Below are 24,719 nucleotides of genomic sequence, written 5' to 3'. Positions count from 1 at the left end.
GACCATACCCATGGAGACTTTCGAAGACATTACTATTCGAGGGTCTCTTTCTGTTTATTTAAAGTGATTGTAAAGCTGAAAAAAGGTGGGTTCAAAGTATGACAAATCGGGCTGTAGCCATAAGAACTTCCGGAAGACCCGGAAAGGTGGCAACACTAGGACTTGGTCTTTTGCTGCCGGGCAGTGTGCTGATTCTGTGGCAGACGCTCGGGCATTATGGAATGATCTCGGAGATGCTGTTCCCTACGCCGTATACGATTGCGGAATCTTTTGTAACTTTAGCGGCTTCAGGCGATTTGTGGCCGAACTTTAGGATCAGCTTGATCAGAGCTTTTTCTGGATTCCTGCTAGGTGGTGGACTGGGTCTGCTGTTAGGACTTCTCGTAGGTCTGTTCCGCAGATCGGAGAAGCTGTTAGATCCCTCCTTGCAAATGATCCGTATGATTCCCAGTCTGGCGGTAGTACCGCTGTTCATTTTATGGTTCGGGATCGGTGAGGAGTCGAAGGTGCTATTGATTGCTAAGGGAGCTTTTTTTCCACTTTATATTAATACGTTCATGGGAATTCGCGGCGTGGATAACAAGCTATTTGAAGTTTCCCGGGTACTTGGCTTCAGCCGGTTGAAGCAGATTGGCAGGTTAGTACTTCCAGCAGCGCTGCCGAACATTATTCTTGGAGTTCGTCTCTCTCTAGGGCTTTCTTGGCTGGGGTTAGTAGTGGCAGAGCTTATTGCATCTACCTCAGGCATTGGATACATGATGTCCGATGCGCGTCAATTCGCGGACACTCCAGTGGTGTTCGTGGGAATTATTATTTTTGCCGTAGCTGGATTGTTGAGTGATTCCATTGTCCGTTACATTGAACGACGGTTGTTGAGATGGCAAGACAGTTATCGCGGATAACCTTGAACGCTCATTAAACAAAAGGGGGATGCACCATGAGCGATGGAGTAGAAGCTATTATCAAAAATACTAAAAGAGCCAGAGAAACGCTGGATAGCAGCGGCACAGCTCCTTTATCCAAGAAGACACCGAAGAAACCCGCAATACAAGTTGCATGGAAACCCTTGCTCTCTGATTGGGGAATGGGTGCAATTATCCCGGTGGTGACGTTAGTCCTTTGGCAGCTGGCAGGGAGTACGGGGCTGGTCTCAGCAACCTTTTTGCCGACTCCGCTTTCGATTGCAAGAGCTTTTACCGACTTGTTGGTTACTGGAGAGTTAACTCATCATCTGGGTGTCAGCATGGGTAGGGCGGGCATCGGATTTCTTATTGGAGGTGTGTTGGGTCTTCTATTCGGCGTACTGACTGGCTTGTTCCGCAGTGTGGAATATGTACTCGATCCTAGCGTACAAGTGCTTAGGCTTGTTCCTCATTTGGCTATAGCACCGCTCATTATTCTCTGGTTCGGGTTTGGAGAGATATCTAAAGTTGTGATCATTATGACAGGCTCTTTTTTTCCGCTCTATATTAATACGTTTATGGGCATCCGCAATGTGGACAATAAATTGTTCGAAGTAGCTCGGGTATTAGGATTCAGTCCATATCAGAAGCTGCGCAGGCTTATACTCCCGGCGGCGCTGCCCGGAATTTTGTTAGGGCTAAGGTTGTCGCTGGCTGTTGCTTGGATTGGTTTGGTTGTAGCAGAGCTTATTGGATCACAGTCAGGTATTGGGTTTCTTATCAATGAGGCGAAGCAGAACTCTAATACAGAGGTTGTATTCGTAGGCATTATTATTTTCGCAATTGTCGGTAAGCTGATCGATTCCTTGTTCCGGATTATTGAACGAAAGTTCCTGTTCTGGCGCGATAGTTACGAAGGCTAAACAAACTGAGGAGGTCTTGAACATATGAGTGGATCGGTGAAAAAAGGATCGGTGAATTTGGTGGCAGACGTGCTCGTTATCGGAGGAGGTCCGGCAGGAACGTGGGCAGCCCTTACTGCATCAGCGAAGGGGGCCAAAGTAATCCTTGCAGATAAAGGGTACTGCGGTTCAAGTGGGGCAACGGCACCGTCGGGAACGGGAGTCTGGTATGTGAAGCCGGATGAGAAGCTCCGAAAAGAGGCAAAAGCAAGTCGTTATGCGCTTGGCGGTCAGCTGGCTGAATCTCGCTGGATGGACCGGGTGCTGGATCAAACCTATGCCAATATGAACAAGCTGGGTGTTTCCGGTTATCCATTCCCTGTAGATGAGCAGGGCAATCAATTCCGAAGAAGTCTGCAAGGACCGGAATATATGAAATTAATGCGTAGGCTGGTGAAAAAGGCAGGCGTTAAAATTCTAGATCACAGCCCAGCTTTGGAACTCCTGGCGGATGAGCATGGCGTAGCTGGAGCGGCTGGAGTTCATACCCAGAGTGGAGAAACCTGGACTGTTCAGGCAGGAGCAGTCGTCATTGCTACCGGAGGCTGCGCCTTCCTAAGCAAGGCACTTGGCTGCAACGTGTTGACCGGAGATGGATATCTCTTCGCTGCTGAGGCTGGGGCGAATCTGTCCGGCATGGAATTCTCCAATGCCTATGCGATCTGCCCTACGTTCTCTTCGGTGACCAAGACGGCGTATTACAGCTATGCCAGCTTTTATTATGAGGATGGAAGCATTGTGGAGGGAGCCGGTTCCAAGAAAGGCCGTTCTGTAATTGCCCGGAATCTGTTGGCAGGTAACCAGGTGTACGCCAAGCTGGATGGGGCACCAGAGGATTTAAGACCGCTGCTGCGGGTGGCGCAGACGAACTTTTTCCTTCCTTTTGACCGCCAGGGAATTGATCCGTTCAAGGATGCGTTTCCGGTTACTTTGCGGCTCGAAGGCACGGTTCGGGGGACGGGTGGCATCCATATTACAGATGAAAGCTGCGGCACAGGTGTTCCCGGACTTTACGCGGCAGGAGATGCTGCTACCCGCGAGCTGATTTGCGGAGGTTTTACTGGCGGAGGCAGCCATAATGCGGCGTGGGCGATGTCTTCGGGTTCTTTTGCTGGTGAAGGAGCTGCTGTCTATGCACAGAGTCTGGGGTCGCACGCTGCGCAGCGTAGTCCAGTCGGCTTATCATCATCACCACTGGTGCATCAGGAAGTGAAGCCGGGAGTGGCGGCCCAAACGGCAGAGTATGTGTCTGCTGTACAGGCTGAGGTGAAGCCGTATGACATCAATTTGTTCCGGACAGAACAAGGGCTGACTTCTGCACTAGATCGTCTCGATGGGTTGTGGAAAGAGCAACGAAGCCGCGAAATTCAACGCACGCCAGAAGGGGTCAAGGCACGTGAAGCCGAAGCCATGACCGCAACAGCCCGCTGGATGTACAATTCTGCACTTGCTCGTACAGAGACGAGAGGCATGCATAAGCGTGAGGATTTCAAGGCTACAGATCATGGCCAGCATCATCGTTTGATCAGCGGCGGATTAGATCAGGTATGGGTGAAGACGGAAGCCGTGGCTAAGGAGGGTGTTCTATCGTGATTGAGGTGATCAGCGCTGCCAGATGTGTAGAGTGCAACCAATGTGTATCTGTCTGCCCGACTAATGTTTTCGAACGGGTAGAGGATGGCATTCCTGTTATTGCCCGGCAGAGCGATTGCCAGACTTGCTTTATGTGTGAGCTGTATTGTCCTGTCGATGCTCTCTACGTTGCACCAGACTCAGAGAATATTATTGGTGTGACAGAAGCGGAACTTCAGGAGCAGGGACTCCTTGGCGGTTATCGTGAAAAAGTAGGCTGGGGTAAGGGCAGGCAGCCGGTGGCAAGCCATGACTTTATGTATAAATTGGCGTCGAGGGCAGGGTTCTGAGCTTGATTAAGATTTAAATAAATAGCATAAACCTAGGGGGAGAAACAATGAAACAAGCGTACAGAGAGATTCAAGGGAAACGTTCAAGGAAGATTCGGTTTGCACTTTTAACTACAATTATGATGGCCATGCTGGTGCTTCAGGCTTGCGGAAATAATACGGGCGGCAATGGAGCATCTGCCTCCGGGGGATCAAATACGGAGAAGGCGGGAGAAGAGGCCACGAGCAATGTTCCAGCGGTATTGAACTTTGGGTTTATCGGTTCCAACAAATTGAATGTGCCTGGCGGCGCAGAGGGTTGGGGCTTTTATAAAGGGATTATTCAAGAAGAGTTGAAGAAATACGGCATTACTGAAGTGAAGCTTACTGGCTTTCCAAACGGTCCGGATCAGACAGAATCCTTGATTAGTGGTCGGCTGGATATCGGCAGCCTTGGAGATACACCTGCTATTATTGCCTACGCTTCTGGAGCCAAGACCCGTCTGATTTCACAATCTTCCGCGAACACGATCGGTTATTTGATCGGCAAGAAGGATGGGCCCAAGACGGTGAAAGATTTGCAAGGTAAGACTATCGCAATTCAAAAGGGCTCCTTCATGCACCGCTATGTTGTTGGATTACTACAGGAAGAAGGAGTAACCGACTACAAACTCGTGCATATGCTCATTCCTGATGCTACCGCAGCTTTAGCCCGTGGAGATGTAGATGCTACAACAAATCTAGGCGTTCCTGCGCTGAAGCTGATTGACCAAGGATACACTCACTTGGATGATGCCTCGAAGCACCCGAACCTGCTTGGTTCTAGCGCAACAGTTGTGTCTGAGGATTATCTGGCGAAATTCCCTGATTTTCCGAAGGCATGGAACGAAGCTAGAGAGAAGGCCTTGGCAGACTTGAAGCAGCATGAGGATGAGTATTATCAATTTCTGGCTGAAATCGGAGATACAACGCCTGAGCTGGCGAAGCAAGTGAATCCGATTAGTGATATCAAGGATACTGCGTTCACTGATGAAGGAACAAAGCTGCTGGAAGGTACCAAAAACTTCCTCGTCGAAGAGAAGTTAGCGAAAAAAGACTTCAATATTAGCGATTGGCAGTTGAAATAAAGTTGCTTAAAGGCTGCTTTAATTGAACTTAAGATTCTTCTATAAAGGTAATTGAGTGACTGCGGTGAATGTTTGGACTTTCGGCCGCCTCTCCGCCACTCCTCCCTTTAGTGATTTTTAAGTTCAACTAACTCAGCTAATGGTGTAGGAGGAAAAAAGATGTCGCAGCTTAAGAAGGAAATGAAAGTGGATGTCCTCGTGCTTGGCGGAGGTCCTGCTGGGGCGTGGTCGGCATGGAGTGCAGCCTCGCAAGGTGCAAAGGTAGTCCTGGCGGATAAGGGCTACTTGGGCACAAGTGGCGCAACTGCACCGGGTGGAACAACGTTGCTCGTGATCCCTCCCATTGCCGAGCTGCGGGAGCAGGCAGTGCAGGCCAGACTTAAGGCCGGCGGATATTTATCGGAGAATGCTTGGATTCACCGGGTGCTGGATCAGGTAGAGCAGAACCTGGCTCAAGTGGAGCAGTGGGGGTATCCGTTTCCGAAGGATGAAGAAGGAAACTCACTGCGTACCCATCTCCATGGACCAGAATATATGCGGATTATGCGAAAAGTTGTGCGCAAAGCAGGGGTCACAATTCTTGATCAGTCACCAGCGCTGGAACTTCTTCACGATGAACACGGTGTCGGTGGAGCGCGTGGGATCAACCGCCTGACAGGAGAGTCATGGGAAGTGAAGGCTAATGCCGTTGTGATGGCTACCGGAGGCTGTGCTTTTCTCAGCAAAGGCCTTGGTTGCAACGTGCTGACAGGGGAAGGATTGTTGATGTCCGCAGAGGTGGGAGCTGATCTTTCGGGCATGGAATTCAGCCGCCAATACGCGCCAAGCTTTGCGGACGGAACCGTAACACGTGGCCGCATGCTGGCTTGGGCCACCCTTTATGATGCGGACGGTCATCCGTTGCATAGAGGGGACCGGACCTTTGGCAGCATTCCTGAGCTGATGCTGAAGGGTCCGGTTTACGCTTCGCTGGATCTGGCAGACACCGCGGAGAAACAGGATTTTCTGCGCAAAGCGCATCCGATTTTCTTTATGCCGCTGGAGCGGGCGGGAATTGATGCGTTTAAGCAGAAATTCCCGCTCACCCTGCGCTATGAGGGCACGATGCGCGGCACTGGGGGTCTGCGCTTGAGCGGCACGGATTGCCAGACGACCGTGCCCGGACTCTATGCGGCCGGAGATGCCGCATCTCGCGAGAAAGTGACCGGCGCCATCTCCGGCGGCGGGGCTTATAACGCTTCCTGGGCCATGTGCAGCGGAAGCTGGGCTGGACAGGGAGCCGCACAGCATGCGCTGTCCTGCCGAGGACAGGCGAACAGCCGCAAGCTGACCGCAGCGGGACGCTACGGGCTGGCGGCTGGCGCCGATGCCTCGGAAACGCTGGAGGTGAAGCCGCTAATCGCGGCAATCCAGCGTGAAATCTTGCCGCTGCAGATCAATTATTTCCGCAGCGAGCTAGGCATTTCTTCAGCCTTGAAGCGGCTGAATGCCTTGATGCCCTATTTGAACGGGCAGGCTCCTGCCAGCGTTCAGGGCATCGTGCAATCGCGTGAAGCCGCGGCTATGCTCGCGGTCGGCAGGTGGATGTACACCGCGGCACTCGCCCGGAAAGAGACCCGCGGACTGCAAAAGCTAGCGGAATATCCGGAGCTTGATCCGCGCCAGACTCACCGGCTGATCTTATCCGGTATTCAACATATAAGCATCAGTACAGAGGCTGTGCCCCATGCTCATGAACTGAATGCGCTGAAGGAGGGGCAAGCGATATGATCGAATTAATCAGCTTGGAGCGTTGTGTTGGTTGTAAGCTGTGTACGAAAGTATGTCCGACGAACGTATTCGAAATGCAGGGGAAGATTCCGGTCATTGCCCGTCAGGAAGATTGCCAGACCTGTTTCATGTGTGAAGCTTATTGTCCTGTAGATGCTTTATACGTGGCACCACAGGCGGATCAGCTGATCGGTGTAAATGAGGAGGCGTTAATCCAGTCAGGCGCGTTGGGAAGCTGGCGTGCTGAAATCGGCTGGGGACCAGGTGCGAATGGTTCGATGGCGGAGAGGGATACGACTCCTTATTTTGAAGTGTTTACCGAGCAGTACCGTACATGAATAAGCAGAGGCTTAAACCCAAAAAATCCGCCCGAAAGCTAGGCGGATTTTTCATATATTAGAAACTTACAGCAGGGCTTCGATAGCTGGTTCAATATCCAGCGGGTCCACCGTAGATTCGAATCTAGTGACAACATTGCCTTCGCGATCAATCAGGAATTTAGTGAAGTTCCACTTGATTTCGTCATTGTTCAGAGCCTCTGGATCTTTGTCTTCAAGCATGCTTTGCAGCAGCTTTCCTGAAGAATGGTTGATATCGAACCCTTCAAATCCAGCCTGTTCTGTTAGGTAGGTGAAAAGAGGGTGTTTAGCTTCGCCTTTTACGTCAACCTTTTCAAAGAGTGGGAAGGCTACCCCGTAATTGATTTGGCAAAATACATTAACCTCTTCATTGCTGCCGGGTTCTTGCTCTCCAAATTGATTGGAAGGAAAGCCGAGAATTTGGAGGCCGCGTTCCTCGTACCGTTCATAGAGCTTTTGCAGATCTGAATATTGGTGGGTAAATCCGCACTTACTTGCTGTATTCACTATCAGTAGCACTTTACCTTTGTATTGCTCTAGCTCGATATCTTTTCCCCGAATACTGCGTGCTGAATATTGATAAATGCTCATGGCTGCTACATCCCTTCAGTTATCTATGCTTTTTGAAAAAGAACAGGAAATATTTATAATAATTAAATTGTAAACAATTCAATTATCGCTGTCAAACAATACAGCTTGAAGGAATTGGAACCGTAATTGCCAGGTTGGAATAGGATAGATAATGGGTATGGATCAGTCAAACAAATTTATTGCGTTAAAGCTACTCTGCGTTCCATTATTATCTTGCATCGGGAACGTTTTTTGATTAAGATAGCAGAAACCAGCGCAAAAGCCGCGCTGACATAGATAAGGACTATGACGAAGAGAGTAAGCATTATAGCGGATCTTAACAGGGAAGGCGTGCCGGAGACTGAGAGCACCCTCATGAGACGATTAATGCCGAAGTTCACTTCCGAGTCGGCCCCTGAAGTAGTTTGTCACAGGTTGTGGCAGGTATGAGTAGGGAGGCCCGCGCCCCGCGTTACCGGGTGAAAGACAGAATTAATTCTTAGTCAGGGGAACATGAGATTCTATTCCTTTGTGCTAGTATTCGGGTTAATTCTAAATAAGGGTGGTACCACGGCTCCTCGTCCCTTGCGACGGGGGGCCTTTTTGCGTTCCAAATTATAACAAAAAGAGGGAGTGGAAGGGTAATGAGTAACGTGGAATTGGATGTTCTTAGAGGTCGTCTGGATGAAATTAATGGGCAATTGCTGGAGCTGATCTCCGAGCGGGCTAAGATTGTTCAGGAGATTGGAGTAGTTAAAGAAAAACAAGGTGTCCCTAAATTTGATCCAGAACGGGAAAAACAGATGCTGGATAAGCTCGTAGCGAGCAACAAAGGCCCTTTCACTAACGGGACGATCCGTAGCCTCTTCAAACAAATTTTCTCAGCTTCTCTGGACTTACAAACAGATGATCATAAAAAAACTTTACTGGTAGCCCGCAAGAGCCACAAAGAGGATACAGTGATTGTTCTGCCGGGGGATGTAACGGTTGGCGGTGCTTCTTCACTGATGGTAGCCGGTCCTTGCTCCGTGGAAAGTGAACTGCAGACTCGCACCGTAGCTGCCGCCCTGCAAAAAGCCGGAGTACGTGTAATGCGTGGCGGTGCCTTCAAGCCTCGGACTTCACCTTATGATTTCCAAGGGCTGGGAATGGACGGTTTAAGAATATTACGAGAAGCAGCAAATGAATATGGACTGCTGACCATCAGCGAAATTGTAGATCCAAGACATATTGAAGAGTCCCTTGATTATGTGGATATCATCCAGATCGGTGCACGTAATATGCATAATTTCGAGCTGCTAAAAGCGGTCGGAGAAGTCGACAAGCCGGTGCTGCTGAAACGTGGATTGGCTGCCACACTCGATGAATTCATCCATGCAGCGGAATACATCATGTCTCGTGGAAACACACAGATCATGCTGATTGAACGTGGAATTCGTACCTATGAAAAAGCGACCCGCAACACGCTTGATATCTCAGCAGTGCCCATTCTCAAACAGGAATGTCATTTGCCAGTACTGGTTGATGTAACTCACTCGACAGGCCGCAAAGACATCCTTATTCCATGTGCGAAAGCCGCACTCGCAGCTGGAGCTGACGGCATTATGGTGGAGGTGCATCCTGATCCTGCAACCGCATTGTCTGATGCCGCTCAGCAGCTGAATATTGATGAATTCAACACCTTCTTTAATGAAGTGAAGGCTTCCGGATTGTACCGGTAATCTAGAAATATAGAATTTGCATGATATTTTAAGGATTTGCTAGAAAATGATGTGTATAAGCGCTTACAAGTCTAACTAATCTTTTTGTGAAGGTGAAGGCGGGTCGAGTACAATAAGCAACATTAGCGTTGCACCGGCCCCGGGTCTTTTCTGACAAAAGATCTACACATTTTAATAGTCACAGGAGGAAATTAGATTTTGAAGCAGCTTACCTTAAATAATGGGTGGTTTTCTAACACTCGAACCGATATTTTATCGGGGATGACCGTAGCCGTTGCGCTGATTCCTGAAGCGATCGCTTTTTCGATCCTGGCGGGAGTAAGTCCGATGGTTGGTTTATATGCCTCTTTTTGCATTGCGATTGTAACGGCACTTGCCGGAGGCAGACCCGGAATGATCTCGGCGGCTACGGGAGCTATGGCTCTGTTAGTCGGAAGCCTCGTACTAGAACACGGAATAGAGTATCTGTTCGCGGCAACTGTACTGGCTGGTGTGTTTCAGATATTGATGGGGATGCTAAAGCTGGGGCGGTTTATCACCTTTTTGCCACAGCCGGTCATGACAGGGTTTGTCAACGCGCTGGCGATACTGATTTTTATGGCACAGCTTACCCATTTTAAAGGACAAGGCTGGGTGATGTACGGACTGGTAGCTCTGACCTTGCTTATTATCTACACGGTTCCTCGGTTTACCAAAGCCATACCTTCAGCACTTGTAGCGATTGTTATTGTTTCTATTCTTAGCATCGCTCTTCATCTGGACGTAAGAACCGTAGGTGATATGGGGAATATTACAGCAACCTTGCCACTATTCCATCTCCCGCAAATCCCGTTCACGCTGGATACGCTGCTTATTATTTTGCCATATTCACTTTCGCTGGCCGTAGTTGGGCTATTGGAATCCCTGATGACTGCCACCTTAATAGACGATATTACGGGCACAGGTAGTGATAAGAACAGAGAGGCGAAGGGACAGGGGCTTGCGAATGTAGTCACTGGTTTTTTCGGAGGGATGGCAGGCTGTGCGATGATTGGCCAATCGATGGTTAACATGAAGTCAGGAGGACGCACGCGTTTGTCCACGTTTGTATCAGGGGTTTTTTTATTATTCCTAATTATCGTACTTGGCGATGTGGTGAAGCAGATCCCGATGGGCGCGCTCGTCGGGGTAATGATAATGGTCTGTATCAGCACCTTTGAATGGGGCTCACTCAAAACTTTAACCCGTGTTCCGCTAAGCGATGCGCTGGTTATGATTGTGACGGTGGTCACTGTGGTGGTTACGGACAACCTTTCTATTGGGGTTTTGTTTGGGGTTCTGCTAAGTGCTTTAACGTTTGCTTGGAAAATAGCTTCGATCCGCCTAACTGTTCAGGAAGCGACCTCTTCCAAAACATATGCGGTTTCCGGCCAGCTGTTCTTCGGCACGACAAGCCACTTCATTCATGAATTCGCCTACGATAGCGATCCGGATCATATTATTATCGATTTTTCACACTCCCATGTGTGGGACCAGTCCGCAGTCCATGCCATAGCGAAGACGATGAGTAAATACGCCGAGCATGGCAAAAAAGTCACCATTACTGGACTTAACGACCAGAGCTCACAGCTGGTTCAGCGGGTGGGATTATCATTACAGTAGGATATACAAAAAAATAACAGATACCCTCAAAAAAGATTGCGCTGTATGCGTGATCTTTTTTTTATAGCAGATATTAACTGAAAGAAAAGGCCAGCAAGGTTTTACTTTGGGTTTAAAATAATATAAAGTATAAAGTGGATAATGTTTATCCTCTTTATACGCGGACGGTATTATCTACAGTTTGTATCAAACTATTTACGTAAATCGAGGTGCTATGCATGCATATGAAAACAGGGGTAGAGCAGTCGGTATATGCACTGGTTCTACTCAACATGCTGCCGGATAAGGCGGTGTTGTCTGGGGAAGCGATTAGCCAGCAGCTTGGAGCATCGGCGACCTATTTTCAAAAACTGTTAAGAAAGCTGGTAACTGCAGACATCATCACGTCTGTTCCCGGCATTAAAGGCGGTTTTAAATTAAAGAAAAGCCCTGAAGATATTCGTGTATATGACGTTTACCTCGCGGTGGAAGGCCAGCAGTCGCTGTATTCATCGAATGGTATTCTGGTAGACATGTTGGATTTAGAAAAAGAAGACAGCTGCTGCCTGCTATCGAATCTGATGGAAGAAGCTGAATCCTCTTGGAAAGCCGTGTTAAAGCGGGAGACTATTGCTTCGTTGTCGGAGGAAATGCGTGGTGAACGCTTTAAAGATAAGATTGCAGCCTTAGAGGAATGGGTCAGTAATAAAATGGTCATCTGACCAAAGAAGGGATGTATTCGCATGAGATTAAGCATATTGGATCAGGCACCCGTGACAAGCGGCAACACTGCGGAAGGTGCCTTGAACAAAGCAGAAGAACTGGCTATTTTAGCAGATGAGCTGGGATATAGCAGAATGTGGATGGCAGAGCATCATGGCGGAAATACATTTGCTAGCTCAGCTCCGGAAGTAACGGCTGCCCGTTTAGCCGCCAAGACCAACCGTATTCGAATCGGCACCGGCGGTGTAATGATGATGCATTATTCTCCGCTTAAGCTGGCTGAAGTATTTAAAACGTTAAGTGCTTTTTCCCCGGGGAGAATTGATTTTGGTGTGGGACGAGCTCCTGGTGGCGATACAAGCGCCATGTACGCTTTATCTGAAGGCCGCGAGTTAATGCTGCATAATATGTATGACAAGCTTGGCATTACCATGCAGCTGCTTAGTGATCAGATTCCGGAAGATGAGCTATATGCCAAAAATCTCGCTGCTCCAACGAAAGTGGCGCTCCCTGAAGTATGGTTGTTAGGCTCGAGCGGCAATAGTGCGCGAAAAGCTGCACAAATGGGAGTCGGATACTCCTTCGCACAATTTTTTAATGGTGCGATGAGTAATGAGATTTTGGACCATTACCGGAATAACTACCAGCCTTCTATCTTTATGGACAAACCAGAGATCAGTGTATCTTATATGGTGACCACAGCAGAAACAAAGGAAGAAGCTGAGTATGAAGCATTACCGCAGGATATTTTTCGGTTGATGATGAGTAAGGGCCGGATTACTCAGGTGCTGACACCAGAAGAAGCTCAGAACATTTCGTTATCGGAAATTGACCGGATGTCAATCAAGGAAGGGCGCAAGATTCATTTGGTTGGTGCGGTTAAAGACATCGCCGTACGTTTGCAAGAAGAACAAGCACAATATGGATTCCAAGAAGCAATGATATGCAGCATCCCACATTCGCAGGAGAAACGGCTAGAGGTTTACCGACTACTGGCGCGTGAACTGCTAGGCTCTTGATTCTGGATAGCTAACCTTAACCCGCATTTGATGCGGGTTTTTTGTATGCTAATTTAGCTTTTGGATCGGCGCATCCCCTCAAAAGACAATAAATTAACCCTACCGCCTCCTAAAAGTAACATTTGAATGCCTAACTTCATCTATGATTAATGAAAGATTTAATTTTAAAAAGAGGATAGGAAGTGATCAAGGATGTTTCCTCTACATAAATCCGTTACGCTGACAGCCTTGTTTCTAATGAATCTGCTGGCAGGTTGCCAACATCAGGTGGACCCATCCTCCCTTCAATCGGCTAACGACTACCACACCTCAAGACCGAAGCCAACGGACACCGCTGCAAATCTCATTAAGCTAGAGTGGAAGCTGGTGGATACAATCCCCGTAGTCTCTCAACTAATTGCTCCACCTACAGGCGCTACTTTGATTACAGAGAAGAAGCTGGAAGATTTCGGAGGAGTCAAAGTGAGTGTGTATACGATGGCTAGTGACGAAGACTATGTGTATGCCAGAACTTCTACTTCCAAAGGGCAATACAGTCTAGGGGCGATAGGAACTTATAATTATCGTCAACCGGAGGATATCAAGGTAGAAGTAGTGCGGCTGTTTAGCGAAAAGGTGTTGAAAATCACTGGAGGACTAGGAGTAAATAACTCGCTCAGTAACTATTATTTAATCGACGAGAGCGGTAACCCCTCGGGTTTGCTGCAAATTGATACCGGACATTCCAGAGAGCTGGATGTTGATCAGGATGGATCTTTTGAGGGTGTAGCCGCACATGGAAATCCGATGAGTGCCTACATTTACCGCTGGAATGTTGATCACGCTGAGATAACTTTCGTTAATGATGCTTTAAAGGCGGACTCCGTGGTGCTAACGGATGAAGGAATATATGAAGCTTCTAATATCGGGGACAAGCAGAGCAAAAAATTCCGGTTGACCGTAGAAGGACTGATCCCAGAGCGGTAACGCCATGACCATTGCTGTTGAAATATTTCCTGCGACCATTTACCCTAAACCTCCGTATAGACGGTTAAGCTTGAATGATTATCCATAATCTAGGAGGGGTATTGGATGAATATGCAAATGAATCCGAAATTGAAACAGCTGCGTCCGGGGAAAATAGTCAGCGGTATTGCAGCGGTGCTCATTGTATTGTTGATCGGCGCGAACTCTTTTGTATCTGTGGAATATGGGCATGTAGGTTTATACAAAACCTTTGGTAAATTAAATGACAATACATTGTCACCCGGCATTCATTTTAAAATCCCTTTTATTCAGACAGTGATTCAGGTCAATACACAGGTAACGAAGGCGGAGACCGATACTTCAGCCTCTTCAAAGGATCTTCAGCCTGTGTCCACACATGTGGCGGTGAACTATTCCGTAAATAAGGCTTCGGCCTTTAATCTGATGAACAATATCGGAGGTAATTTTGATAGTGTAATTATCAATCCGGCTATTCAAGAAATCGTTAAAGAAGTAACAGCCAAATATCCAGCAGAGGATTTGATTACGCGTCGTGATGTGGTGTCAAGTGAGATTAGTGAGCACTTAACCGCTAGGCTGGCAAAATATGACCTGATCGTCAACGATATTAACATCGTTAACTTTAAATTCTCGGAGGCGTTTAACCAGTCGATTGAAGCAAAGCAGGTTGCCCAGCAGCAGGCGCTGAAGGCGGAAAATGATCTCCGGCGGATTGAAATTGAAGCGAAGCAAAAAATTGCCCAGGCGCAAGCAGAGGCCGAATCTTTAAGACTTAAGAAGCAAGAGGTTACACCTGAGCTGGTGCAGCTGAAGCAAATTGAGGTTCAGGAGAAAGCACTGGAAAAATGGAACGGCGTGCTGCCATCTGTAACAGGGGGAGCCACACCTTTTGTGGATGTTCAATCCCTGACTAAATAATTCATTATTGGGTTTCTGATTTATTTCCTCTGATGAAAAAGCCCTACTTCTATAGAAGTAGGGCTTTTTATACTATTAATATTGATAAAGCATCGTAGGAATTTGCCAGCCAGCGCCAACTGACCAAAAGAAGACATAATCGCCACGTTTGATTCGTCCGTCCTCGACTCCGCGTTGAAAAGCGATAAAAGGACTGCTTGTGGCTGTGTAGCCGAACTCGTCGCCTACATAGATGAACTTTTCTGCGGTGAGCCCAAGTCCGATTTGGATGAGCTCGATATTTTTCAGTGAGAATTGTGAAAGGCAGAATGCTGAGATATCATCCGTAGTCAGACCGTTGCGTGAGAGAAGCTCCTTCATATCCGCTATAGCCGCGTCCACACACACTGTACCGTCAAAAGGGGTCCAACGTATCCGAATCTGCTCTGGGGTCATACCCTCTTGATAAATATTCGACAGGCCGCAGGCCGGGAACATAATATTCTCGGAGCCCTCAGAATCGGTGTAATAAAGGGAATCTATGAAGCCTGCATGCTCGTTGCTGCGCTCCAGAATCACTGCTGCTGCGGCGTCCCCAAAGTTAGGGTAAGTAATTTCATCATCTGTATTGCAGTTCACTGAGCTGTAGTCGCTTCCTACGACGAGTGCGTACCTGATGCTGGGATTGGCTTGCATATAACGACTTGTCTGCTCCACGGCGGAGACCATTCCTGCGCAGTTAGCATTGGAATCCTGCGTAATGGTCCGGTGTTTACCTTGAAGCATACGGTGTAGGAGAAGTGCATTGGTAGGATAGGTGTACTCTGGTGTCTGTGAAGCGAACATGATCATGTCCATATCCTCACCTTGCAAATTCGCTTCGCTAAGCACTTTTTGGGCAGCCTTTAATCCCATCGTCAGAGCATTTTCACCCTGTTCTTTTACGATGTATCTCCGGTCGCGACCCATGACTTCTAGGAATCGTTTGATGTCCTTGCCCATACTCTGAAAATGCTTCAGATAATATTCGTTATCTACGATATGCTCTGGGTGGTAATAAGCAGCTTGGCGAATCGCTATATGTCCCAAATGGCGCCTCCTATGCTTCAATAATTTCGTAATTTTCTAATTTCGTTGCCCGTGCCACTCGGCTTAACTGCATTTTTAGGACAGGGCTTTTGGCAATAATAAAGGTTACTTTTTTAAATCCGGATTGTTTATACAGTATGTAGCATTGCTCAAGCATGGGAAGTGTGTCCTTTGAGGATACATTCAATGTCTTGCAATCTAGGATAATCTCATATTGTTTGGGGTCGAATGCACTTATGATTTGGTTGTACTCATTAATGAAACGTCCTGCATCTTCTGGCGACATAGTTCCTTCGACTTGTACATTCAGTTTTTGATCTGCAGCATTTGTGGCGAAATTGAAGTTTCCCATTTTTGATTAATCTCCTCCTAAGTTTTATCTAAGAAAAATTTTGATGAATAGGATAAAAAAACCTATTTATCTAAGACTATTATCGTATTTTTAATTGGGAAAGTTTAGGGGATTAAACCTTTATTTTTTTAAAAAGATAATTTAGGGAATGATAAACTACTTAAAATCCATAAAATCTGCACAAATTAAGGTTTGAGGTAGGCATGCCCACCTTGTTTGCTTTGCAAAGCACAGTTCTATTGGTATGATTACAGAGATGAAAAAAACTACTATCCAAATCATGGAGGAATAATAAAAATGAGCGAAATTACACTATCGGGGATCATTGATCATACACTGCTTAAAGCAGATGCACGGAAAGAAGACATTATTAAATTGGCGGAGGAAGCTAAAACTTATAAGTTTGCTTCTGTTTGCGTAAACCCTGCTTGGGTAGCTACTGCCCATGAAGTGCTGAAAGATACGCCTGAGGTTAAAGTATGTACAGTAATCGGCTTCCCGCTGGGATCATCCACAACAGAGAGCAAAGCATTCGAGACTACCGATGCTATCGCTAAAGGTGCAGGCGAGGTGGATATGGTCATCAATATCGGAGCATTAAAAGATGGCAACGATGAGCTGGTTAAACGTGATATTGCAGCTGTTGTAGATGCAGCGCGCGGCAAAGCCCTGACAAAAGTCATCATTGAGGCTTGTCTGTTAACGGAAGAAGAAAAAGTTCGTGCCTGCAAGCTATCTGTTGAGGCCGGAGCAGATTACGTAAAAACATCCACTGGATTCTCTACAGGCGGGGCAACGAAAGAAGATATCGCGCTTATGCGTGCTACAGTTGGACCTAATATCGGTGTAAAAGCTTCCGGTGGTGTACGTAGTGCAGAAGATGCACATGTAATGGTACAAGCAGGTGCAAGCCGTATTGGAACTAGTGGTGGTGTAGCGATTGCTAAAGGCGAAACAAGCCAAAGCAATTACTAAGCCGAAGGGCTGAATCGGAAGCGGCGAGTGAGGAGGACAAGCTCATTCGCCGCTGTCCTGATTCAAGCTATTAACGGATCAATTTGATTAGCGATTGTGTTTTATACATAAGGTTGAGGTTTTTATTAATTTATATTGAAAGCGTTATCCAGTAGGTAGAGGGCACTAGCAGAAGCATTTGACCAAAGTATAATAATTCACACCGGAATAATGAGATTTTTTTCTTTTCAAATGACGTGGTTTGTGAGAGAATGGGTACAATTCAAAATTGTTAATCATTTCTATACTTAATTATAGGGGAGGAAATACCTATGTCAGAAGATCGCAAGCTGTCGTTTGAAACTTTGGCTGTCCATGCAGGCCAGGAAATTGATCCAACTACTTTCTCACGTGCTGTACCGCTTTATCAGACCACTTCCTACGGGTTCCGTGATGCTGATCATGCAGCGGATCTGTTCGCGCTTAAAGAATTCGGTAATATTTATACTCGGCTGATGAACCCAACTACGGATGTATTTGAACAGCGTGTGGCAGCACTTGAGGGCGGTGCGGGTGCGCTTGCTACAGCTTCCGGTGCAGCGGCTATTTCCTTTTCCATTTTAAATATTGCGGGCGCTGGGGATGAAATTGTATCTGCGGCAAGCCTATATGGCGGAACTTATAATCTATTCTCGACAACACTGCCTAAGCTTGGTATTAAGGTGCATTTCGTAGATTCGGATAATCCTGAGAACTTCCGTGCTGCGATTACAGATAAGACCAAAGCCTTGTATGCAGAAACAATCGGCAACCCGCAGGGAAATGTTCTGGATATTGCGGCAGTTGCAGCGATCGCCCATGAACATGGGATTCCTCTCATCGTAGACAACACGTTCCCAAGTCCATATTTATTGCGTCCGATTGAGCATGGCGCGGACATTGTTGTCCATTCGGCAACCAAATTCATCGGTGGACATGGTACATCCATTGGCGGGATTATTGTTGACGGCGGTAAATTTGATTGGAAGGCAAGCGGTAAATTCCCAGGTCTTACGGAGCCAGATCCAAGCTATCATGGAGTGGTGTATACGGAAGCAGTGGGCCCGATTGCTTATATTATTAAAGCCCGCGTTCAATTACTTCGCGATTTAGGGGCGGCGATTTCTCCGTTCAACTCTTGGATGCTGCTGCAAGGTCTGGAGACTCTTCATTTGCGGATGGAACGTCATAGCCAGAATGCGCTAAAGGTAGCGCAATATTTGGAGGCACATTCAGATGTGGAATGGGTAAGTTATTCGGGACTTCCTACGCATCCATCTCATGAATTAGCGCAAAAGTATTTGCCTAAAGGCCAAGGTGCGATCCTTACTTTCGGTATTAAAGGTGGAAGTGCTGCGGGACGTAAGCTGATTGAGAATGTGAAGCTGTTCTCTCATTTAGCGAATGTTGGGGATTCCAAGTCATTGATCATCCACCCAGCGAGCACAACCCATGCACAGCTGTCGGATGAAGAGCAAATCACAGCCGGAGTAACGCCGGAATTGCTGCGTTTGTCGATCGGGACGGAGTCCATTGATGATATTATCTATGATCTGGAGCAAGCTATTGCTGCCAGTCAACAATAAAAGTTTATATTTCGAAAAGCATTACCGCTCTGCGGTAATGCTTTTTTTGTTCCCTAAAAAAGTTGGAATATTCATCGGATTTGGCAACGCTTGCATATTTCAGGTGTGGCTCCCGTATTTATAAGTGAGGTAGGTAATGAAATGTCGGTCGCTTATGTTATATAGCTTGGCATACCGGCAGCAATCCAAAGATAAAGGGTGGGTGCGAGGATGAAGGGTGAACGTCAGCAGGATGGTTTGCGGAGTAGTGAAGAGCGCCCGTTCAAGTTCATGTATAAGGCTGGTGATCGGACTGTGGGAATGGAAATGAGCCAAGCTGGATCCGTAGCCTCCGCTGCCGCAGAATTTATCGCTGGAGTAGAGCAGAGGGATGTCGTTGAGCCTTTGAAGCGGTCTTATTTTAAGCGGCCGGGGGAACCATCGACATTCCTAGTGCTGCGTGAAGGAAGAGAAGAACGTCTTGCTGGACGGGAAGGAACAAGGACTGTTCAAGCGGGCCCGTGTTTGATACGGAGTGAGGAATGGCTGCTGGAACCAGAGCTGTTCTGTCTTTATGAGAATTGGTTATCTAGCGAGGATGAACTGCAAACAGCGCGTATTCTGCAGCGAATCTCTTATCGTCTGCGCGCAGCTGTTGCTGAGCTGCTTGAATCGCCGGATGGCGAATGGGCAGCGGTCACCCTGCTGCATCCAGAGTCACTTGCGGTGGCGCAGCCCGCCAAGCTTGCCGCGCTTCAGGACGCTCAGCTCGAAGCGCTGTTCGCTGCGGTGGCGGAGAGCCAGCGGCAAGGCGGCGATTGCCGCCTTGACCTGCTGGTCGCCTACACCGCAAGTGCAGCCGAATTCGCCGCAAAGCGCGAATTCATCGAAGACGTGGCCGATCAGACACTCGGCCACGCTTATGCGGCGGCATGCCGCATCGGGGCGCTGATCGCGCCCGATGTGGAGCCTGCCGCCGCTGCGGAAATCGCGCGTATCGCCGATTTCCTAGTGCTGGACGGCGCGGCGGGCGAACACGCGCCGGAAGAGACCGCCGCGGAGGACTTCGCCCTGGCGGCGGGGAAGATCTTTGCCGCCGTGACGAGCGTGAAGCCGGCGGCGGTGGTGCTCGCCGCGGGGACACCGGCAGCGTCGGCTTTGGCCGATCTGTATCAGATCGGGCTCAGCGGGATCTTTTGCAGCGCCGGTCAGCGGACCGAAGCGCTGCTGAGAGCGGCCTGCCTGATCTGGATCGCCAGGCAGCGAGAAACGCTGGATACTGCCGCCGGTGGAAGGCAGTAAGCTTTTTCTGATGAACGATACGGTGCAGTTCATATAAGAATCGTAAAAAGACTTCAGAGCAGCGATTATCCGGTTATCGGGGAATCGTTGCTCTGTTTTTTTGGTCGTTAGCTGCCTGCTTCAACAGCGTATATATAACCCATTACTCAATCACTATACTCAACCTCCATGCTCAATACTGTACTCAACCTACGTATTTAAACTAATCTGTATTCATGCTTTGTATTTAAACGCCGTGCTCCTACCTGTGCTCAACCTCAGCGCTTAAACTAATCTTCACTCATGCTTGCATTTAAACGCCGTACTCATACCATGTGCCCAAACACTGCACTCAACTCCGCACTTAAACTAATCGTGCACCACTGCACTTAAACTAATCAGTACTCAAACTAGGCACTAACCTCCGCACTCCTCAACCCCCGATGCTTAAGGACCAAGATGACGCTATTTGCCTGATTTTAGCTTTTTTAGCATGGTTTCGGACACGAGAGACGCTATTCGTTAGGAAGAGGTACATATTTGGTGCTTTTCAGGTCAATAGCTGCAATGAGGTCCGTTAGATTACCAAATGTGTTTAAAACCAGCGATTAGGGTCAGCTGAGTCCGATAGTAGCTACATACGCGAGCAACTTGCATCATACGTTCATCAATCTTATCGTACTCATACTTTACGCTCAACCTCCACACTCAACCTCCTGTAACTCCTATCCTGTACCCAACCTCCGTACTCCCACCCTGTGCCCAACCACCGTACTTAAACTAATCTTCACTCATGCTTTGCATTTAAACTCCGCCTCAACCTCCTGAACTCCCACCCTGTGCCCAACCACCGTACTAATACCCTGCGCTCAACCTCCGCACTTAAACTAATCAGCACTCAAACTAGGCACTAACCTCCGCCCCCCTCAACCCCCGATGCTTAAGGACCCAGATGACGCTATTTGCCTGATTTCAGCTTTTTAAGCATGGTTTCGGACACCGGAGACGCTATTCGTTAGGAAGAGGTACATATTTGGTGCTTTTCAAGTCAATAGCTGCAATGGGGTCCGTTAGAATACCAAATGTGTTTAAAACCAGCGATTAGGGTCAGCTGAGTCCTATATAGCTACTCAAACTAACTGCACGCAAACTCTGTACTATCACCAGTAGCTGCAGCGCAACATTAGTTTTGGAACATTCACATTTGTTTCCAGCATCTTCTTACATTTTACATAAACAGGATATTGACAGTGGAGGCTCGAATTTTATTAGCATCTTACTGAATAGGAGTGCTGTAGATGTCCACGAATTTTAGAGTTGGCTTGCAAAAGGTCGTAGATCATTCTTACGATATTGAGATTGGGGAAGGTCTTTTTGGCGCTCTGATTGAGGATTTAAAACGTGGAATTGTCGAGAATGTAAGCAAATTCGCGATTATTACAGATTCCAAAGTCGAAGTCCTGTATGGACAAGCCTTGCTGGAACTGCTGCTTCAGAATGATTTTCAAGCGGAGCTTTTTTCTTTCCCTGCTGGAGAGAAGTCCAAAACCCGAGAAACGAAGGCAGAGCTGGAGGATCGGCTATTAAGCCGTTCTTATGGACGAGATTGCTGTATCCTTGCCATTGGAGGCGGGGCGGTAACGGATTTGGCAGGTTTTTTGGCTGGAACATTTGGTCGGGGAGTGCCAAGTTTGAACTATGCAACTACCCTTTTAGCAGCAGCGGATGCTTCTATTGGTGGTAAAACGGGCGTGAATACACCGGTTGCAACCAATCTAATTGGTGTTTTTCATCAGCCTAAAAAGGTCTACATCGACCTAGCCACTTGGAGAACGCTTCCGGTACGTGAGCTTCGCAGTGGTTTGGCTGAAACAATCAAACATGCCTGCATCGCGGATGCTGACTTTTTTGAGTTTCTTGAACAGAATATGGAGCGAGTTGTCTCCTTAGAAGGCGAACTTGTATTAGATCGAGAGGTTTGCGAACGGATTGCTTTTCATAATTGTGAGATCAAGTACAGCGTGGTGGAAAAGGACGAACTGGAGAGCAACCTGCGCCAAATTCTAAATTTGGGGCATACTGCTGGCCGAGCGTTAGAGGCTTTAAGTGGTTATGAATTATTACATGGTGAAGCTATTGCGATTGGACTCGCGGTTCAGGTGCAGCTGGCAGAGCAGTTGGGGTATGTAACGGCTGACGAAACTCAGCGTGTGATTGCTTTGTTGAAGAAGGCGGGACTTCCGACTGAAATACCAGCAACCATTACAAATAGAATGCTGATCGATAAGATGTATACGGATAAAAAGGTTCGCAAAGGGCGTATACGGTTTGTGTTCCAAGCTGGAATTGGAGCGATGAAGTCTTTTGAAGGTGGAGCTTATTCGACGCCAGTCGAAGAGCAAGTCCTATCCGAGCTTTTAAATAAAATACGCAGTTAAGATAGGAAAACGTTATTTTAAATTTATGACGAATAGCCCAGAAGGTAGGGTTTACTTTTTCGTTCAAGGTGGTATTATTAAAATATAAGTTGCGCTAAGGAAATATAGTTGTACTGTTGCAACAATGATTATCATTCTCACTACTCATAGTTATCATTCATGCTGTCCCGGCTAAGCCGGGGCAGCATGTGTCATTTTAGGGGTCTTAAGAATGGCTCTCATTATCATTTAGACAAAACAAAGCGTGTGCTCCCGAAGCAAGTTTTGTTGCGAAGAGAAGTTAATGAAGTAATCCTACACAAAACTTTCAGGATGGTGATTATTATGCAAGCAACATCAAAACATTTACCCCAGCAAACCTCAATCTCCGGCAGCATGAAGAAACCAGGCGCTCCAAAACGCCGGTTCGATGTGAGAGCCATGCTCAGCAACTCCGAGATGCAGGCTGCGCTTGGCAGCGGAGTGCTTATGCTTTTTGCTTGGGCTATGGGTAGCTGGTCAGAAGTTTTCTCTATAGTACTTTATGTTATTTCGTATACCATTGGTGGCTGGAACAAAGCCAAAGAAGGCGTTGAGACGCTCGTCAAAGAACGTGATCTCGATGTGAACCTGCTGATGATTGCGGCTGCACTAGGCGCAGCTACCATTGGGTACTGGAATGAAGGTGCTATGCTCATCTTTATTTTTGCGCTTAGTGGAGCTTTAGAGAGCTATACGATGGAACGGAGTAAGAAGGATATTTCCTCACTTATGGCCTTGAAACCTGCCACAGCCATGCGGATTGAAAAAGGAAGCATGAACGAGGTAGCTATTGATCAGTTAGTAATTGGAGATCTGTTGCTTGTACGTCCAGGGGATCTTATTCCTGCAGACGGCAAGGTGTACAGAGGAGAATCGGCAGTAGATCAGGCTTCCATTACAGGAGAGTCAGAGCCTGTTGAAAAATGTGCCGGCAGTGAAGTATTCGCAGGTACGGTCAATGGAGAAGGTCCACTTTATATTGAAGTAACGAAATCAGCAGAGAACACACTTTTTTCAAAGATCATTAAGATGGTAGAAGAAGCAGAGACGGATGTTCCAAACTCACAGCGATTCATTAAAAGACTGGAAGCCATCTATGCACGGGTAGTCGTTGCCTCGACTGTGGCTCTTATTTTCCTTCCACCCTTTTTGCTGGACTGGAGCTGGAGCGCAACCTTTTATAAAGCGATGGTTTTTCTTGTAGTAGCCTCGCCTTGTGCGTTGGTCTCATCGATTATGCCTGCGATGCTGTCGGCCATTTCCAAAAGTGCGCGAAAAGGGATTTTATTTAAAGGTGGGGTCCACCTCGAAAATATGGCCCGGACCTCTGTTGTAGCTTTTGATAAGACAGGGACCCTTACAGAGGGAACTCCGCAGGTGACAGACTTTATTGCAGCTGAAGGCTACAACCGGGAAGAATTACTGGCGATTAGCGCATCCATTGAGCATATGTCCCGCCATCCATTGGCGGAAGCCATTGTGCGTAAAGCTGAGGAAGAATATCTGGAGCTGCGGGGTGTGCAGGAAAGTAAAACCATCACTGGCTGGGGAATTGAAGGTCAAGTTGACGGGCATCTCTGGAAAATTGGAAAGTCCAATTTACTGGATGAGCTGACTTCGTCTGCGATAAGTTCTGAGCTTGCATTCTGGAGAACTAAACGGCAGCAGTTGGCGGAAGAGGGGAAGACTGTCTCCATTATTTTGGACGGTGAGCATATTGCAGGTATGATTGCATTGCAGGATACAGTTCGCCCACAAGCAGAAGCCGCAGTGCGGAAGCTGCAGGAGCTGGGGATTAAAGTGGCTATGCTTACGGGTGACCGGGAAGCTACAGCAAAAGTTATTGCGGCTTCAACCGGAGTAGATTTAGTATTTGCCGACCTTTTACCAGAGGATAAAGTAAAGCATATTAAGGCGCTTCGTGAAAAGCACGGTAATGTTGTGATGGTGGGTGACGGTGTGAATGATGCGCCTGCTCTGGCTACAGCGACTGTTGGCATGGGTATGGGCATGAAAGGCAGTGGTGCAGCGCTTGAGATCGCCGATGTAGTGCTTATGAATGATAATATTGAAGAGATCGCCTCGACCATTTCATTGGCACGGCGCTCACAGCGTATTGTGAAGCAAAATATGATTTTTGCTGTAACAGTAATCGCAGTTCTGATGATCAGTAACTTTGTGCAGGGCATCGCCCTTCCTTTTGGCGTGATCGGTCATGAAGGCAGTACGATATTGGTTATTCTTAATGGGCTGCGATTGTTGCGGTAAGTGGTCAGTGATGTTGTAGTACATTATTTATTGTCAAAAATTAAATTGTTCACAAATGATTTTTCCTTGAGGGAGTCTGGCTTATTGACATTTTTGCTTTCAGTTAGCATAATTAAGACTACATTATAATTATTTTAAATAAGAAGCGACGTCA

21 protein-coding genes are annotated in these 24,719 nt (G+C 47.5%); 18 read left to right on the top strand and 3 right to left on the bottom strand.

Translation table 11 applies throughout. The annotated features are described in order from the left end of the window. Positions 1-98 precede the first annotated feature (98 nt). From MKX34_RS28520 to MKX34_RS28490, 7 genes are all read left to right on the top strand, one after another. The gene (locus tag MKX34_RS28520) at positions 99-902 is read left to right on the top strand and encodes an ABC transporter permease (RefSeq protein WP_036680294.1); all 804 of its coding nucleotides are present in this window, start codon (positions 99-101) and stop codon (positions 900-902) included. Positions 903-937: 35 nt separating this feature from the next. Further along, positions 938-1,825, top strand: a complete 888-nt coding sequence (locus MKX34_RS28515) for an ABC transporter permease (protein WP_036680293.1) — start codon at positions 938-940, stop codon at positions 1,823-1,825. Positions 1,826-1,849: 24 nt separating this feature from the next. After that, positions 1,850-3,457 (top strand): FAD-binding protein, encoded by a 1,608-nt coding sequence (locus MKX34_RS28510; RefSeq protein WP_036680291.1) that lies wholly within the window; start codon positions 1,850-1,852, stop codon positions 3,455-3,457. Next, positions 3,454-3,786 carry a ferredoxin family protein gene (locus MKX34_RS28505; RefSeq protein WP_036680289.1) on the top strand — a complete coding sequence of 111 codons (333 nt, stop codon included), beginning with the start codon at positions 3,454-3,456 and terminating at the stop codon, positions 3,784-3,786. The genes MKX34_RS28510 and MKX34_RS28505 overlap by 4 nt, the downstream gene beginning before the upstream one ends. A 47-nt stretch (positions 3,787-3,833) precedes the next feature. Further along, the gene (locus tag MKX34_RS28500) at positions 3,834-4,892 is read left to right on the top strand and encodes an ABC transporter substrate-binding protein (RefSeq protein ID WP_051491116.1); all 1,059 of its coding nucleotides are present in this window, start codon (positions 3,834-3,836) and stop codon (positions 4,890-4,892) included. A gap of 159 nt (positions 4,893-5,051) precedes the next feature. Continuing rightward, on the top strand, positions 5,052-6,662 hold the full coding sequence (locus tag MKX34_RS28495) for an FAD-binding protein (RefSeq protein ID WP_076296869.1): 1,611 nt from the start codon (positions 5,052-5,054) through the stop codon (positions 6,660-6,662). Beyond that, positions 6,659-7,000: a 4Fe-4S binding protein gene (locus MKX34_RS28490; RefSeq protein ID WP_036680283.1), complete on the top strand. Its 342-nt coding sequence runs from the start codon at positions 6,659-6,661 to the stop codon at positions 6,998-7,000. Before MKX34_RS28495 ends, MKX34_RS28490 begins: the two co-directional genes overlap by 4 nt. 66 nt (positions 7,001-7,066) lie before the next feature. Here the strand turns inward: MKX34_RS28490 and MKX34_RS28485 are convergent, their stop codons facing one another. After that, entirely contained in the window at positions 7,067-7,612 is a 546-nt protein-coding gene (locus MKX34_RS28485) for a glutathione peroxidase (RefSeq protein WP_076296868.1), read from the bottom strand. 623 nt (positions 7,613-8,235) lie between these two features. On the opposite strand from MKX34_RS28485, the gene MKX34_RS28480 reads away from it, so the two are divergent. The 6 genes from MKX34_RS28480 (at position 8,236) to MKX34_RS28455 (ending at position 14,579) form a co-directional block, all read left to right on the top strand. Next, the gene (locus MKX34_RS28480) at positions 8,236-9,312 is read left to right on the top strand and encodes a bifunctional 3-deoxy-7-phosphoheptulonate synthase/chorismate mutase (RefSeq protein WP_036680279.1); all 1,077 of its coding nucleotides are present in this window, start codon (positions 8,236-8,238) and stop codon (positions 9,310-9,312) included. 261 nt (positions 9,313-9,573) lie between these two features. Next, positions 9,574-10,953: a SulP family inorganic anion transporter gene (locus tag MKX34_RS28475; protein WP_256717631.1), complete on the top strand. Its 1,380-nt coding sequence runs from the start codon at positions 9,574-9,576 to the stop codon at positions 10,951-10,953. A 218-nt stretch (positions 10,954-11,171) separates the two neighbouring features. Further along, entirely contained in the window at positions 11,172-11,654 is a 483-nt protein-coding gene (locus MKX34_RS28470) for an Rrf2 family transcriptional regulator (protein ID WP_076137019.1), read from the top strand. A 21-nt stretch (positions 11,655-11,675) separates the two neighbouring features. Then, on the top strand, positions 11,676-12,674 hold the full coding sequence (locus MKX34_RS28465) for an LLM class flavin-dependent oxidoreductase (protein ID WP_076128737.1): 999 nt from the start codon (positions 11,676-11,678) through the stop codon (positions 12,672-12,674). 192 nt (positions 12,675-12,866) lie between these two features. Continuing rightward, the gene (locus tag MKX34_RS28460; RefSeq protein ID WP_076296866.1) at positions 12,867-13,640 is read left to right on the top strand and encodes a hypothetical protein; all 774 of its coding nucleotides are present in this window, start codon (positions 12,867-12,869) and stop codon (positions 13,638-13,640) included. Positions 13,641-13,745: 105 nt separating this feature from the next. Then, positions 13,746-14,579, top strand: coding sequence for a prohibitin family protein (locus MKX34_RS28455; RefSeq protein ID WP_036680268.1), 834 nt, complete (start codon positions 13,746-13,748; stop codon positions 14,577-14,579). A 75-nt stretch (positions 14,580-14,654) separates the two neighbouring features. Here MKX34_RS28455 and MKX34_RS28450 read toward each other — a convergent pair whose 3' ends face one another. Together MKX34_RS28450 and MKX34_RS28445 are read right to left on the bottom strand one after the other, a co-directional pair. Further along, positions 14,655-15,647 carry a 3-oxoacyl-ACP synthase III family protein gene (locus tag MKX34_RS28450; protein WP_076137015.1) on the bottom strand — a complete coding sequence of 331 codons (993 nt, stop codon included), beginning with the start codon at positions 15,645-15,647 and terminating at the stop codon, positions 14,655-14,657. A gap of 10 nt (positions 15,648-15,657) precedes the next feature. Next, on the bottom strand, positions 15,658-15,999 hold the full coding sequence (locus tag MKX34_RS28445; protein WP_076099934.1) for a hypothetical protein: 342 nt from the start codon (positions 15,997-15,999) through the stop codon (positions 15,658-15,660). Between the two features lie 297 nt (positions 16,000-16,296). Here MKX34_RS28445 and deoC point away from each other — a divergent pair, with 297 nt between their 5' ends. The 5 genes from deoC to MKX34_RS28420 all read left to right on the top strand — a co-directional run bounded on the left by deoC (position 16,297) and on the right by MKX34_RS28420 (position 24,565). Beyond that, positions 16,297-16,974, top strand: coding sequence for a deoxyribose-phosphate aldolase (gene deoC, locus MKX34_RS28440; RefSeq protein ID WP_036680262.1), 678 nt, complete (start codon positions 16,297-16,299; stop codon positions 16,972-16,974). A 311-nt stretch (positions 16,975-17,285) separates the two neighbouring features. After that, the gene (locus MKX34_RS28435) at positions 17,286-18,578 is read left to right on the top strand and encodes a homocysteine synthase (protein WP_036680260.1); all 1,293 of its coding nucleotides are present in this window, start codon (positions 17,286-17,288) and stop codon (positions 18,576-18,578) included. 210 nt (positions 18,579-18,788) lie between these two features. Continuing rightward, on the top strand, positions 18,789-19,859 hold the full coding sequence (locus MKX34_RS28430) for a hypothetical protein (protein WP_076296865.1): 1,071 nt from the start codon (positions 18,789-18,791) through the stop codon (positions 19,857-19,859). A 1,277-nt stretch (positions 19,860-21,136) separates the two neighbouring features. Then, positions 21,137-22,276, top strand: a complete 1,140-nt coding sequence (gene aroB / locus MKX34_RS28425) for a 3-dehydroquinate synthase (RefSeq protein WP_076296864.1) — start codon at positions 21,137-21,139, stop codon at positions 22,274-22,276. A 324-nt stretch (positions 22,277-22,600) separates the two neighbouring features. Further along, positions 22,601-24,565 carry a heavy metal translocating P-type ATPase gene (locus MKX34_RS28420; RefSeq protein ID WP_076296863.1) on the top strand — a complete coding sequence of 655 codons (1,965 nt, stop codon included), beginning with the start codon at positions 22,601-22,603 and terminating at the stop codon, positions 24,563-24,565. The last annotated feature ends 154 nt before the right edge of the window (positions 24,566-24,719 follow it).

The sequence above is a fragment of the Paenibacillus sp. FSL R5-0636 genome (assembly GCF_037974255.1).
Classification (GTDB): Bacteria; Bacillota; Bacilli; order Paenibacillales; family Paenibacillaceae; genus Paenibacillus_AQ; species Paenibacillus_AQ odorifer.
This window is presented reverse-complemented; position numbering and strand designations above follow the sequence as displayed.